13 protein-coding genes and 1 pseudogene are annotated in these 13,660 nt (G+C 61.7%); 9 read left to right on the forward strand and 5 right to left on the reverse strand.

Annotated features, from left to right (window positions below; all coding sequences use genetic code 11):
• The first annotated feature begins 168 nt into the window (after positions 1 to 168).
• The 4 genes from BRAD3257_RS28480 (at position 169) to BRAD3257_RS28495 (ending at position 2,884) form a co-directional block, all read left to right on the forward strand.
• Positions 169 to 507 (forward strand): winged helix domain-containing protein, encoded by a 339-nt coding sequence (locus BRAD3257_RS28480; protein WP_181956125.1) that lies wholly within the window; start codon positions 169 to 171, stop codon positions 505 to 507.
• Between the two features lie 312 nt (positions 508 to 819).
• Positions 820 to 1,710: an SDR family oxidoreductase gene (locus tag BRAD3257_RS28485; RefSeq protein ID WP_347338404.1), complete on the forward strand. Its 891-nt coding sequence runs from the start codon at positions 820 to 822 to the stop codon at positions 1,708 to 1,710.
• Positions 1,710 to 2,189, forward strand: coding sequence for a DUF2269 family protein (locus BRAD3257_RS28490; RefSeq protein ID WP_122404632.1), 480 nt, complete (start codon positions 1,710 to 1,712; stop codon positions 2,187 to 2,189). The genes BRAD3257_RS28485 and BRAD3257_RS28490 overlap by 1 nt, the downstream gene beginning before the upstream one ends.
• Before the next feature lie 161 nt (positions 2,190 to 2,350).
• Positions 2,351 to 2,884, forward strand: a complete 534-nt coding sequence (locus tag BRAD3257_RS28495; RefSeq protein WP_244607726.1) for an inorganic diphosphatase — start codon at positions 2,351 to 2,353, stop codon at positions 2,882 to 2,884.
• A gap of 236 nt (positions 2,885 to 3,120) precedes the next feature.
• Here BRAD3257_RS28495 and BRAD3257_RS28500 read toward each other — a convergent pair whose 3' ends face one another.
• Both BRAD3257_RS28500 and BRAD3257_RS28505 read right to left on the reverse strand, forming a co-directional pair.
• Positions 3,121 to 4,749 carry an alpha-amylase family glycosyl hydrolase gene (locus tag BRAD3257_RS28500; RefSeq protein WP_122404633.1) on the reverse strand — a complete coding sequence of 543 codons (1,629 nt, stop codon included), beginning with the start codon at positions 4,747 to 4,749 and terminating at the stop codon, positions 3,121 to 3,123.
• Between the two features lie 320 nt (positions 4,750 to 5,069).
• Positions 5,070 to 5,567, reverse strand: coding sequence for a ferritin-like domain-containing protein (locus tag BRAD3257_RS28505; protein ID WP_122404634.1), 498 nt, complete (start codon positions 5,565 to 5,567; stop codon positions 5,070 to 5,072).
• Positions 5,568 to 5,803: 236 nt separating this feature from the next.
• On the opposite strand from BRAD3257_RS28505, the gene BRAD3257_RS28510 reads away from it, so the two are divergent.
• The 3 genes and pseudogenes from BRAD3257_RS28510 to BRAD3257_RS42035 all read left to right on the forward strand — a co-directional run.
• Complete coding sequence (locus tag BRAD3257_RS28510) at positions 5,804 to 6,373, forward strand: NuoB/complex I 20 kDa subunit family protein (protein ID WP_283809900.1); 570 nt, start codon at positions 5,804 to 5,806, stop codon at positions 6,371 to 6,373.
• 26 nt (positions 6,374 to 6,399) lie between these two features.
• Positions 6,400 to 7,284, forward strand: a complete 885-nt coding sequence (locus BRAD3257_RS28515) for an MBL fold metallo-hydrolase (protein ID WP_122404636.1) — start codon at positions 6,400 to 6,402, stop codon at positions 7,282 to 7,284.
• A gap of 229 nt (positions 7,285 to 7,513) precedes the next feature.
• Positions 7,514 to 7,962, forward strand: a pseudogene (locus BRAD3257_RS42035) (manganese catalase family protein); the annotation flags it as partial.
• Positions 7,963 to 8,071: 109 nt separating this feature from the next.
• Here the strand turns inward: BRAD3257_RS42035 and BRAD3257_RS28525 are convergent.
• On the reverse strand, positions 8,072 to 8,260 hold the full coding sequence (locus BRAD3257_RS28525) for a hypothetical protein (protein WP_122404637.1): 189 nt from the start codon (positions 8,258 to 8,260) through the stop codon (positions 8,072 to 8,074).
• 454 nt (positions 8,261 to 8,714) lie between these two features.
• On the opposite strand from BRAD3257_RS28525, the gene BRAD3257_RS28530 reads away from it, so the two are divergent.
• Positions 8,715 to 9,533, forward strand: coding sequence for a gamma-glutamyl-gamma-aminobutyrate hydrolase family protein (locus tag BRAD3257_RS28530; RefSeq protein ID WP_244607727.1), 819 nt, complete (start codon positions 8,715 to 8,717; stop codon positions 9,531 to 9,533).
• Positions 9,534 to 9,535: 2 nt separating this feature from the next.
• The gene (locus BRAD3257_RS28535) at positions 9,536 to 10,759 is read left to right on the forward strand and encodes a carboxylate-amine ligase (protein WP_122404639.1); all 1,224 of its coding nucleotides are present in this window, start codon (positions 9,536 to 9,538) and stop codon (positions 10,757 to 10,759) included.
• 67 nt (positions 10,760 to 10,826) lie between these two features.
• Here the strand turns inward: BRAD3257_RS28535 and BRAD3257_RS28540 are convergent, their stop codons facing one another.
• Together BRAD3257_RS28540 and BRAD3257_RS28545 are read right to left on the reverse strand one after the other, a co-directional pair.
• Positions 10,827 to 12,023, reverse strand: a complete 1,197-nt coding sequence (locus BRAD3257_RS28540; protein ID WP_122404640.1) for an NADH-quinone oxidoreductase subunit D — start codon at positions 12,021 to 12,023, stop codon at positions 10,827 to 10,829.
• A 712-nt stretch (positions 12,024 to 12,735) separates the two neighbouring features.
• On the reverse strand, positions 12,736 to 13,656 hold the full coding sequence (locus BRAD3257_RS28545) for an SIR2 family NAD-dependent protein deacylase (protein ID WP_122404641.1): 921 nt from the start codon (positions 13,654 to 13,656) through the stop codon (positions 12,736 to 12,738).
• Between the last annotated feature and the right edge of the window lie 4 nt (positions 13,657 to 13,660).

Raw genomic sequence — 13,660 nt, forward strand, 5'->3', positions numbered from 1 at the left:
TCCGAAACCACGATACCAGCATCCTGATCTATTCGATTGGGCATCCGACCAAGAACGTCGCGGTGCCGATCCTCGCGTTCGTTGGATTGCGCGTCGCTGCCGTGTGTCACTCGCCACAGCCGCAACTCTGCTGGTTAATGCAGGGTTCTCGCGCAGGGAGGACCGCTAGTGAGCGAAGTCCTTTCGATTAAAGCAGTCATCAATGGCGTGGATATCGTGACGATTCGCGGTCGGGCTGCATGGGCACTCTTGAAGCTGATTGAAAGCGGCGAAGGCGGCTGCTCCTACGTTGACTGTCCCGCCCCGCATTGGGGTGGATACATCCACAAACTGCGCAAGCTTGGCATCCGAATCGACACCACCCGGGAGGCTCACGGACGCCCCTTTGCGGGTCGTCACGCTCGATATTTTCTGCGGGGCAGGATTTTGCTCGTCGATATGATCGGCACCAACGGCGAACCGGTAGACGCCCCTTACGCATCCCGCGCCAGCGTACCTCAGTTTTGATGCGCCCGGTCGTTGGTGCCGATGGAGCGCCGGTATCAGCCAAACCGGGAGGCTTTCATGCAGCCAAAGAGCAGTGGCTAATGATCCTTGCCTCCTATCCCATCCTTTCGGCCGCTGATTACGCCGTGGCAATTGTTAAATGCAGTCGCGGCATAGAACATGGAAGCCGTTCATGTCGCCGGAAGCGCGGCACTCTACAGCGCCTGCGAGAGCGCAGGCCTCCGCCGCGTGATCCTGTTCTCGGCCATCGGCAGCAATGTCGATGCCCCTAGCGATTTTTCGCGTACCAAGCGGGAGGGCGAAGCCGCCTTGATGGCGCGCGACCTCGATTGGGTCATCCTGCGACCCTCCGTCGTGATCGGCCGCGCCGCCTATGGCGGCAGCGCGCTGCTGCGAGGGCTGGCGGCCCTGCCGGTTCTGCCGGTCATGCCCGACACGGCGGCTATTCAACCGGTGCATCTCGACGACGTCGTTGAGACCGTGCTGTTCTTCCTGCAGCCGGGCGCGCCTTCCCGCATCGCCATCGATCTGGCCGGCCCACGGCAAATCGCGTTCAGCGACGCGGTCGCGCTGTTTCGGGGCTGGCTGCGCTGGAGGCCGGCCTACCGCCTGCAGCTGCCATCCTGGGTGGCTTCGGTTGCTTACCGCGCGGGAGACGTCGCGCAGATGCTGGGATGGCGGACGCCCATCAACACGACGGCACAGGCGGAAATGCGCCGCGGAGCGACCGGCGATCCCGAGCCCTGGCGCCAGTTGACCGGCACTGCACCGCGCGATCTCGAAGCCGCACTCGCCGGCGAGCCTGCCTCGGTGCAGGAACGCTGGTTTGCACGGCTGTATGCGCTCAAGCCGCTGATCTTCGACGTCTTCGGCCTGTTCTGGATCGCCACAGGCATCATCTCGCTGAGTGCGGGCTGGAACATCGGGATGTCGTTGCTGCTTGAAGGCGGGTTGCAAGGGAACGTCGCGGCGCTCGTCGTCACCGCCGGCGCGCTCGCCGACATCGTCATTGGCCTTGCCATTCTCTGGCGGCCGTTGTGCCGCTACGGACTCTGGGCAGCACTGATCATCTCGCTCACCTATGCCGTGATCGGCACCGTCCTGGTGCCGCGACTGTGGGCCGACCCGCTCGGACCAATGCTGAAGATATGGCCGGTGATCATGCTCAACCTGGTCGCGATGGCGATCCGGGAGGATCGCTGATGCTCTACTTCCTCGTGAAGATGGCGCACATCATTGGCGCTGCGGTGCTGCTCGGCACCGGGGCCGGCATCGCCTTCTTCATGCTGGTGGCACATCTGCGCGGCGACCCGCGCGAAATCGCCGGCGTTGCGCGGACGGTCGTGCTGGCCGACTTCCTGTTCACGGCGAGTGCCGTGATCCTACAGCCGATCACCGGCACATGGCTCGCCTGGTCGAGCGGGTATTCCCTCGGCGACGGCTGGGTGGCGGCGTCCATCGCACTCTACGTGGTGACAGGCGCCTTCTGGCTCCCGGTGGTGTGGATGCAAATGCGAATGCGCAACCTTGCCGTTCGCGCCATCGAGACCGACTCCAAGCTGCCTGCCGAGTATTACCGTCTCTTCTGGTGGTGGTTCACCTTCGGATTTCCGGCGTTCGCAGCCGTGCTGGCTATCTTCTGGCTGATGATCGCCCGCCCGGCTATCCCGTACTGGGACTAACATGAAGTCGTTTGGCGGATCGTCCCGGCTCTAAGAGACGCCGCCCTGCCCTGACGCCCACTTCGCGTCGCAAGGACCACTGCGTCTACGGGTTCCCGCCTGTGTCTTTGTCAATAGGAACTCAGAAATTGACAGCACGTTTCAAACAGAGGACATCTGAGATGACCAACTATTTGAAGCTGCCTACCTGGGCCGACAAAGAGAATATTTTGACAGTGGTTGAAACTCCTCGCGGGAGTTGCTGCAAATTGGAATTCGATCGCGAGCTGCGGGTGTTTACGCTTTCGAAGGCGTTGATGGCTGGCCTAACTTATCCTTACGATTGGGGATTTATCCCGTCGACTCTGGCAGATGATGGTGATCCCTTGGACGTGTTGGTGATGCACGATGGCGCCACGTACCGAGGTACCGTCCTTCGGTGCAGGCCCATTGGCGTTCTCAAGGTCCTTCAGGTGACCGAACGCAAAAGAAAAAGAAACGACCGAGTTGTTGCGGTGCCTCAGCACTCCTTCTTTGCTGCTGATTTGCCTGACGTTCGTAACCTACCGGCGACAGCGACCGAAGCAATTGGAAAAGTTCTTCGATGCTACGAACGCTCTCAAAAGCAAAAAGCTCGAATTTCTTGGCTGGTGCGGCCCGGGCCGAGCCATCAAGCTCATAAATCGGTGTCGCCTATAGCGCAGGGTTTCTCTTAGGACCTCAATTTCTCACTTGCCGACGTCACCAGATCAAGCAGCAGTGGTGGGGTTGGGCCAATGCTGACTTTGGCCCACATCGACAGCCGAGAGCCTTACCGCGGAGGCTCCGCCGGTGATGGTCGGCGCATTTGCAGAGAATAGTGTTCAGAAACTACTCAATTTGATACTTACGGCGTACTCCCTGGGAGAAGGCTGATCTCTGCCTGAGACTGGATGGCGCCTAGAGGAGCCGATCAAGGGTTCGGAGTTCCGAAGTTATCAGCGGGCATGAATGCGATGATCACGCCTTCGTTGCCCCGGAGCAGGATGGACGCATCCGGCACCGGCTCGGCCGGCCGATCCAAATGCGTCGACATCAACAGGCTGCCGCGTCCTTGCCAGTGGAATTTCCGCGGGTCAGCCGCGATGTTGAGCGCGACCAGAATCTCGTGATGGCCAGCCTTCCGCTTGTAGGCCAGAACGTCGTTCTGCGACCGCAGCGGTTCGTATTCGCCGCGTTGCAGGCCGGCATGCTCGCGCCGCAGTGTCATCAGCGCACGAAACAGCGCCAGGATCGAACGCTCGTCGCGCTGCTGCCCGGCGACGTTGGCCGCTCCATCGGGCGGCTCCAGCGGCAGCCATGGACGGCCCGTGGTGAAGCCGCCGTCGGGACTGTCGTCCCAGCGCATCGGTGCGCGTTCGGGATCGCGGCACAAACCGTACCCGGACACGAGCTTCTCGAAGGGATCGTGAACGCAGTCGGGCGGGATCGGCACGCGCTTGCGGCCGATCTCGTCGCCCATGAAGAAGAACGGCGTTCCCCGCAGCGTCATCAGCAGCATCGCGAGCACGCGCATCTGCGCCTCGCCGATCTTGCTCGCGATCCGCTGCTTGTCATGGCCGCCGATGACCCACACCGGCCACCCATCGTCGGGGATGGCATTGAAATAGGCGTCGATCGTGGCCTGCAGCGAGAGGGCGTCCCATTTGGAATCGAGCAGGGCGAAGTTGAGCGGCAGATGCAGACGCGGCCGGTCATTGCCGTAGAAATGGCCGATGCGATCGGTCTTGCCCTGGACCTCGCCGCACAGCATCCGCCCGGGATAAGTATCGATCACCTCCCGGATGAACTCGATGCAATCCATGGTCTCGGGCCGGTCGTCGGTAAACACAGTCGTGTGCCGCTGCGGCGGCGGCTTGCCCTCGGCGTTGGGATTCGGCGGGTTGTCGCGCAACAGCTGGTCCTTGATCAGGACCGCGCTGGCGTCGACGCGAAAGCCGTCGACGCCGCGGTCGAGCCAGAACCGCATGGAATCGGCGATCGCGGCGCGCACTTGCGGGTTGCGCCAGTTCAGGTCGGGCTGCTCCACCAGGAAGGAGTGATAGTAATATTGCCGCCGCGCCTCGCACCATTCCCAGCCGCTGCCGCCGAACCGGCTCAGCCAGTTGTTGGGCGGCCCGCCGTTCTCGGCCGCGTCGGCCCAGATGTACCAGTCGGCCTTGGCGCTGTTGCGCGAACTCGCGCTCTCGACGAACCAAGCATGATCGTTCGCGGTGTGATTGGGGACGAGGTCGAGAATGAGGCGGATGTCCGCGGCGTGCAGTGCCTCGAGCAGGCGATCGAACTCCTCGAGGCTGCCGAAGGCGGGATCGATCGAGCAATAGTCGGAGATGTCATAGCCGAGGTCGCGGAAGGGGCTCTTGTAGATCGGCGTCAGCCACACTGCGTCGACGCCGAGCCACTTCAGATAATCAATGCGCGACATCAAACCGGCAAGGTCGCCCTTGCCGTCGCCGTTCGAGTCCTGAAAGGAGATCAGCGCGATCTCGTAGATGACGGCGGATTTCCACCATGAATGTTCGCGATAGCGGTCGACCGTCATTGCCTCTGTTGACCTCTACTCTAAAGTTTTCGTCGGCCGTCTGAGCCGTTCCAAAGGATTTCTCGGTTTCAAAGCGTATGAAGCGATTGCTAATGCTGCCGTAGCTCTTCGTCTGTTATCGGTAGGGGTTCTCCATCCGAAAGGATATGGAGGCAGGTACCCGTTCGAGACAACTGCCGAAATTGGACGGGGTGCTGAAAGTCATCTCCGTGCAGTGGGATGGACAATGCAGCGGGTGAGATCTGCTGCTGAGGCGGGGCGGAGATGACGAGATCTCGATCGGCGCAAGGTAAACGGGCGATCTCACCGCTGCCGTGCTGCTATGCGGCCTGCCGCTGATGCGCCAGAAACTCCATCGTCACCTTTTCGACGTTTGAGTCGATCCACGCAGCCATACGCTGCTCTTCCTTCAAAGATGCCTCCAGTTCCGCCTTGGCCTCGGTGACTCCGGCGGCGCCGCACAGCGCAATGAGCGACTTGTAAGCCGCGATCTCGAAGTTCTCGAATGCATTGTTGGCGAAGGTGTTCTTGAGGATCTCGTCATTGGCGGCCGAGTGCGCCATCGCTTGCATGTTGGCCATGACGGACTGCGCGGTGTCCTTGAGGCTGGAGGTGCTCTCGCCACAGGATTGGAGGCACCGCTCGAGCCGTTTCAGCTGCTCGTTGGTCTCCTGAAGGTGAGCTGCAACCTTCGCCTTGACCTCCGGATACTCGTCCAGCCGCTCCGACTGCCGTTCCATCAGCTCCCTCGCCTGCACCTCCATCGCATGTGCATTGCGTAGTCCAACCACGAATGTGTCGCGTGCGGCGTTCGCCATGGGCAATCCTCCTTTTGACTGGCTTCCTTGCCGCAACCGCGGCCCGCAGCGATCGTTCCAAAGCCGCATTCGCTCCCTGATCTGCCCGTTAGCCTCCGCGTTCTGAAGCAGGACCCGGCGGTTAACCTGCGATAGCCGAACATCAAACACATTGGCGGATGCAGGAACCCCCCTGCGGAACGCCTGTTTTCCGCAGCGTGACTTGCGTTTGGCGCCGACTGCCTGCCGAGGGCCCAATGAGTGACACTCCTCCGCAGACCGATATTCGCCACGATCTGAGGCGACCTGGCGACGGGTCGCCAGCGAACGCGTCCGATCCGTACTTCATGCAAATTCGTGACGATCTCGCCGACAAGGGTTTTTTCACGGCCACAGCAGAGGAACTGATTACTTGGGCCCGCACGGGTTCGCTGATGTGGATGACGTTCGGACTCGCCTGCTGCGCCGTTGAGATGATGCAGATGTCGATGCCGCGATATGACGCGGAACGATTTGGCTTCGCGCCACGCGCCTCGCCGCGACAATCGGACGTGATCATCGTCGCCGGCACATTGACCAACAAGATGGCCCCGGCGTTCCGCAAGATCTATGACCAGATGCCGGAGCCTCGCTACGTGATCTCGATGGGGTCCTGCGCCAATGGCGGCGGCTACTACCATTACTCCTATTCCGTCGTACGCGGCTGTGACCGCGTCGTTCCCGTCGACATCTACGTCCCCGGCTGCCCGCCGACGGCCGAAGCACTGCTCTATGGCGTCCTGCTGCTTCAGAAGAAAATCCGGCGGATGGGTACCATCGAGCGATAAAACGATCCACAGCAGGTTGGCAAGAAATGACGCAAATTCCCTTACCGTCCGAGGCAAGCGCCGAGCACCCAAAATTCGATCTGGACCGCGACGACAATACGCGTCAGATCGTCGCCGACATCGCCTACAAACAGCTTGCCATCGTCAATGTGATTTTCGTCGGCTGTGAAAATGCCGGGGACGGCAAATGGGTGCTGGTGGATGCGGGTATCCGGGGCTCGGCCCAGGCGATCCGCTCCGCGGCAAGCGCACGTTTTGGTGGCAGCGGCAGGCCCGCCTGCATCGTCATGACGCATGGTCACTTCGACCACGTCGGCGCGCTCGAGACGCTTGCGAGCGAATGGGACGTGCCGGTCTACGCGCATGGAGCCGAACATCCCTATCTCGATGGCAGTCGCTCGTATCCGCGGGCAAATCCGGGTGTCGGTGGCGGGTTGCTCGCGCTGATCTCGCCGCTGTTTCCGACCAGGCCAGTCAACGTCGCATCGCACCTGTATGATCTTCCCGGCGATCAAAGCGTGCCATTCATGCAAGGCTGGCGATGGATCCACACGCCCGGCCATACGCCGGGACACGTCTCGCTCTGGCGAGATCGCGATCGTGTGCTAATCGCGGGCGACGCGTTCATCACCACGCGCCAGGAGTCCGTTTACTCGGCGGTGACGCAAGCGCCGGAGATGCACGGGCCTCCTATGTATTTCACGCCGGATTGGACCAGCGCGAAGGCCTCGGTGTGTAAACTGGCCGCGCTCGCGCCGGACATCGTCATCACGGGACATGGCGCTGCGATGCAGGGGCCTGAGATGCGGGGCGCGCTGGAGACGCTTGCCGCGCGTTTTGACGATGTCGCCGTTCCCCACAACATTGCCGCTGATGATGCAACCGCGAGGAAGGGTGAAGGCCACAGGTAATTGGTCCGAGCCGAACCTCGGGAGAGCGACATGCGTAAGACAAGTCTGGTAGTCCTCATGGCGAAAACGGCCCCACCATAGAATGGCAACCTCCCGCGGCACTAAAGACGTCAACGCGCGCCTCGGGCCGTTTCCTTCCAGACGTGCGCGCGAGCGGCCCCGGCGAGACCCTCCCTTGCGCCGGGGCCGCATTCGTTTCTGCAAAATGCTTCTCCGCAAATTAGAATGCATCTACGCCAGCGACAATCTTGTGGTCGACATGTACGGCAACGTCGCACTCGAATCCACCGGACGCACGGTATCCGTACGTCTCTACAACTCGACGAGAGACCGGGCATGCAGGACATGCTCAGCTACCTTATCGCACGCGACACCATGCATCAGCAGCAATGGCTCGCCGTGATTGAGGAGCTGCGAGCCGAGGCGTCGCTGCCGATCCCGAACAGCTTCGATCGCAGCAAGGAAGCGACCGAGTTCAGCTAACATGTTTATGGCGGCCTCTCGCTGCAGACGGGTCGCTACTGCGAAGGACCTTCCCTCGACGGCAAGGGGACGTTCACGCTCCGCGGCGGGTTCGAGCCGCTGGGCCAGGAGCCGGTGCTTGGACCCGCACGGCCAGACAGCGGCGCTCAGGTGGAGCAGATGAACGAGCCGCCCGTGACGAATGCGCTGAGCTGAAGTCCAATAGCGGGCCGCTGATCTGCTTCAACTTAAACACTAGCAAAAGGCCTCCGGGCTCGGACCGGAGGCCTTCTGGCTCACTGGCGTACATCCGCCCGAGTGAACTTCAGTGCGGCTGCCGGAGCTGCCGCTCTATGTCCAAAGCCTGCTCTGCGTTGCGGACCTTCTTGAGAAGTTCGTTCTTCTCAGCGCCGATCGGCTTGTCGTCGGCTCGCTTCCTCATGTGCTCCGCGAATTGAGCCAAGCGATCTTCCAGAGAGGTTGTGTGCTTGATCCGCCTGCGCTTCAATCCCATCGCGTTTTCCTTTTCTTGATCAGATGAAAATATGCAATTGGGCAGGAGGCGCCCACAACAAAGGTTAATCTCGCACGATTGATGAATCGGCAGACGACTCGCGAGGACTGTCGGTCATCTTGGGCGTGTTCAGTTGCTTACTCAGCCTGCTCCGACGAGCTGGCCCCGTCTTTGGAGTCCTTGAGCGTACCTCGGCTTTGCCCGAACATCCGCTTCATAACAAAAGTTAACGTCGTGACAGAGCAATAGACTTGAGCAGAGCAACCATTCTGCCCAATTGCTGTTTTATCAAGCACAGACACACGAATAGAAGCAGCCGAAGCAATTGCACGAGCCCCGCTCCAGAATTGATCCGTACGATCCCGTTGCCTGCAGCCGCTGGGCACTTCGATTAGGGACAAACGTCAAAGAGCTCAAGGCGGCGATTCATCAATTCGGCAGCGCGGCGGATGCCGTGGCGTACGGCCTGCAGCAGTGGCGGCGCAGCGCCTCGCGCGGGCAGTGGCAAGGCCGCAGCGGCGCACCGCAGGTAGGCATTCTCTCCGATTCCATGGTCGCGCGCGGCGAGCAGCTCGCCTCGGTCTCGATGGTCTGCGTCAACGCGATCGGCCTCGTCGCCGGCGCCGTGCCGCGCATCCTGCCCGCAGCGCCCGAGGCTGATATCGATGCCTACCTGGACGGGCTCGACGGCCTCTTTGTCGGCGGCGGACAGACCAACGTCCATCCGTCCCGCTATGGACAAACGGTCGACGAGAAGCGCGATGGCCCGTTCGATGAATTCCGCGACGAGGTCGCGCTGCGCCTGATCCCGCCGGCGCTGGCGCGCGGCATCCCCGCTCTTTTCGTCTGCCGCGGCTTCCAGGAGCTGAACGTCGCTTTCGGTGGCACGCTGGCGAAGGAGCCGGATGATTTGCCGGAGGACCGGCGCCATGGCACGCCCAAGGCAGACAACGAGGACGCCCGCTACCGTCTGCGGCAGAAGGTGACCTTGCGCAAGGGCGGCGTGCTGCAACAGATCTGCGGCGCGGACTCCATCACCGTGAATTCGCTGCACAGCTTCCTGATCGCCGATCTCGCGCCGGGGCTGATCGCCGAAGCCGTGGCCGAGGACGGCTCGATCGAGGCCGCCAGCGTCGAGGGCGCGAGCGCGTTTGCGCTCGGCACGCTTTTTCATCCGGACTATTGGGCAAGCTCCGACCACGCATCGGCGCGGATTTTGTCGGCCTTTGGCGACGCGGTTCGCCACCACGCCAAGGCGCAACGGGCGGCATAGGCATGCATCGCTACCGCTTCGGGATCGAAGAAGAATATTTTCTGGTCAACCGCCAGTCCGCGGCGCCGCGATCCGAGCTGCCCAAGCCCTACATGGCGGCGGCGCAGAAGCGGCTCGGCGAACGCCTGACCACCGAGATCCTGCAATCGCAGATCGAGGTGGCAACCCCGCCGCTGACGTCTTCAGCCGATGCGCTGGCCGAGCTCGCGCGCTACCGTTCGGTTCTCACCGAGGTCGGCAGGGACCACGGCGTCGGCATCATCGCGGCCGGCACACACCCGCTGGCGCAGCCGCAGCAGCAGCGCATGACGCGCAAGCGCCGCTACAGCAAGGTCATCAGCGACCTCGGCATGGTCGGCCTCCGCAATCCGATCAGCGGACTGCACGTCCATGTCGAGGTGCCCGAGCCCGATTTGCGCGTCGAGATCATGCACCGCCTGGTGCCGTTCCTGCCGCTGCTGCTGGCGCTCTCGACCTCGTCGCCGTTCTGGTGCGGCTACCCGACGGGATTGCTCGGCTACCGCAATGCCGCCAACGACGCCCTGCCCCGAACGGGCTTTCCCGAAATGTTTCGGAACCTTTCCGAATACGAGACCTATGTGAAGACGTTGGTCGATGCCGGAATTGTCCCCAACGCCACCTATGTCTGGTGGGCGCTGCGGCCCTCGCTACAGCATCCGACGCTCGAGCTGCGCATCACCGATTGCTGCACGGCGATTGCGGATTCGGTGGCGATCGCGGCGCTGTTCCGCGCGCTGGTCCGCCACGCCATCCACCATCCTGAGCTGAACGCCACCTATTCGGCCGTGCACCGCGCCCTGGTCGAGGAGAACCGCTGGCGCGCCCAGCGCTACGGAACCGACGGCACCTATATCGATCTGGTGTCGTTCGAGCCGGTCTCATTCAGAAGCTGGCTCGATTCGGTGATCGCCATGGTGGCACCCCACGTCGATCATCTCGGCATCGAGGACGACATCCAGCATCTGATGTCGATCCCCAAGCGCGGCACGTCGGCACACCTTCAGCTCGAATATTTCCGCGGCTTGCGCAAGTTCGGCCGCTCGCCGCGGGAAGCGATCGGCGACGTGACGAAATGGCTAAGGACTTCGACAGAGACCGGCGACTTCACTGCTCGGAACAACGAGCCGAAGAAGGTTCGGGAGCCTTTCGCAACACGAGAATCCTTTGGATCGGAATTGGCTCAAAGTGATGTCGTATCCAAGTGAAGGCCAAAGCGATATCTATTCGACAAGGCACTGGCTCAAGACGTTCGTTCTAATGCAACACGATCTCTTAACGATCTACCTCGCCAAACACGATGTCCAAGGAGCCCAGAATGGCCGAGACGTCCGCCAGCAAATGTCCTTTGCAGAGGAAATCCATCGCTTGCAGATGGGCGAAACCGGGCGACCTGATCTTGCACTTGTAGGCCGTGTTGGTCCCATCTGCGACGAGAAACACGCCGAATTCACCCTTCGGCGCCTCGACCGCGACGTAGATCTCGCCGGCAGGAACATGGAAGCCCTCGGTGTAGAGCTTGAAGTGATGGATCAGCGCTTCCATCGAGCGCTTCATCTCACCACGCCGAGGCGGCGCGACCTTGTTGTCCTGTACGAGCACCGGGCCTCCGCCGTCAGGCGCCTTCAGCTTGTCGATGCACTGCCTCATGATCCGGACGGACTGTCTCATCTCTTCCATGCGAATGAGATAACGGTCGTAGCAGTCGCCGTTCTTGCCGATGGGAATGTCGAAGTCCATTTCCGCATAGCAATCATAGCGCTGCGCCTTGCGCAAATCCCAGGCGGCCCCCGAGCCGCGCACCATCACGCCCGAAAATCCCCAGGCCCAGGCCTGCTCGAGCGTCACCCTGCCGATGTCCACGTTACGCGCCTTGAAGATCCGGTTGAGAGAGAGCAAACGGTCGAGATCGTCAACGACTTTCAGAAACGGTTCGCACCAGGCTTCGATGTCATCGATCAGCTTGGGTGGCAGATCCTGGTGCACGCCGCCGGGCCGGAAGTAATTGGCATGCATCCGGCTGCCCGAGGCACGCTCATAGAACACCATGAGCTTCTCGCGCTCTTCGAAGCCCCACAGGGGCGGGGTCAAGGCGCCGACATCCATGGCCTGAGTGGTGACGTTTAGAAGGTGCGAGAGGATGCGGCTGATCTCGTGATAGAGCACCCTGATGAGTTGGCCGCGCCGTGGCACCTCGATTCCCATGAGACGTTCGATGGCGAGGCAGAAGGCATGTTCCTGCGTCAGCGGGGCGACGTAGTCGAGCCGGTCAAAATAGGGAATGGCCTGGAGATAGGTCTTGGCCTCGATCAGCTTCTCGGTGCCGCGGTGCAGAAGGCCGATATGCGGATCGACGCGCTCGACGACCTCGCCGTCCAGCTCAAGCACCAGCCGCAGCACGCCGTGCGCGGCGGGATGTTGAGGACCGAAATTGATGGTGAAGTTTCTGAGGCTCGGAGATTGTTCTGGCATCCTGCTTCCGATCGAAGATGGCGCAGCCCTCAGCTTAGCCGCGATGCGCGGCAGCCGGCTTCACACAGGTTAACGGCTCGCCGCAAAGGCGAAAATGCGTGCCGCCTCAGCCCTTGGAACACCCGCATTGAGAGCCGATTTCAATGTCGAAATTGGAGATTTAAGAGGAGATATCGATTGCTCACAGCTACCGCCGCTCTCGTGGTCAATCTCCGCTGCCGCTATGCACACCAACACAGGGATTACCGGTGCACCCGGACCTCCAGACTGGCAACCGGCGCCCATCTTGGCTGACCGTGCAGTTGGACCGGGCGGCACGAGCGCAGCCGACCGCCCTCTCACCGCTATCGCGTTCTCCGGCGGTGTTGGCCTCGGCCTATCATGGCGGTGTTCGAAGCACTCACCTCTCTTCTGCTGCCGATCGACTGGGTGACCGGTTCGTCGAGGAGCCATCACCGCCGCGCTGATCGCGGGGGAGCCCGCGTGACGATCGTGTGGAATCTGCGCAGCTATTGGCATGCGCCAAGCAATCCCGCCGACGTGCCGCACGCGGGCGGCCATGCGTTCGCCTTTCGACGTGCAATATGCCGCAAGCCTCACACCAGACCCGAACGACATCTACAGCGTGCGGCGAACCTAAAGCGCCATGCGATTAGAATGAGTCGTCATCGCGCTTTAGGTATTGTTTCAGCATGATCTTTTCGGAAAACCGCTACACACTTTTCCGGATCATGCTCTGGCAACGTCTCTTGGTGTCAGGACCCGAGCTGCGCGTTGTCCTGCCGCCGAGCCGCTCGCGAATGTCGCGCAGCAGCCGCCTGAGACCGTCATCGGCAGCCATGACGTCAGGCGGGGCGATGGTCGTGATGCCCCAGTTCGCGAGTACGGCCTCCTGCACCGGGTTGCGCTGCGCGACGAACACGAAGGATCTCGGCCGGTCCTGGCTGTGCCCGGACTCGTCCCAGATCTGCCAGATCCGGTGCAGCAGCAGCCGGATGTTCGGATCGGACATGCTGTATCCGACGAACAGGAGCGTGCTTCCCAGCGCATCGGCGCGAAACCGGATGTCGAGCGGGGAATTGAAGGCGAGCCGGTTGAGAAAGTCGGTCTCGGTCAGAACCAGCGAGGCATCGTCGTCGAAGTCGCCGTGGAATTTGATGATGTGGGTGACACCGGCACGCGCACTCGCGATCTCCTTCGCGTTGCTGATCTTCGCAAAAGGCTTTTTCAGCACGTCGAACGCGGTTTCCAGGTTGCGGTCGTAATTGGTGGTGTAGATGACCGGAAAATCCAGCTCGACGATCATCCGGTGCAGCTCTGAAGCGGCGATCTTCTCGGGGTCGACACGCCAATTTCGGTCGAGCCAGCTGCGCAGCGGGCCGATTCCGCCGCGCTTGATCCGATAATATTCCGCGAGCATCTGATAGCCGCCGTGCATTCCGTCGATGACGTTGCGTTCGAGGCCGAGATCGTCCAGGAGATGATCGATCAGGGACTGCCAGGACGGCAAGCCGACCGCCATCGAGACGCCGGCGCCCACGAAAAGGACCGCGCGGCGTCGCTCGATCGCCGCTGCGAGGACTTCATGAGGCGGCCGCTCCTCGGATATGAGCCCTGTCGTTTGTTGGTCCATCAGG

Source organism: Bradyrhizobium vignae, assembly GCF_900324035.1.
Lineage (GTDB): Bacteria > Pseudomonadota > Alphaproteobacteria > Rhizobiales > Xanthobacteraceae > Bradyrhizobium > Bradyrhizobium vignae.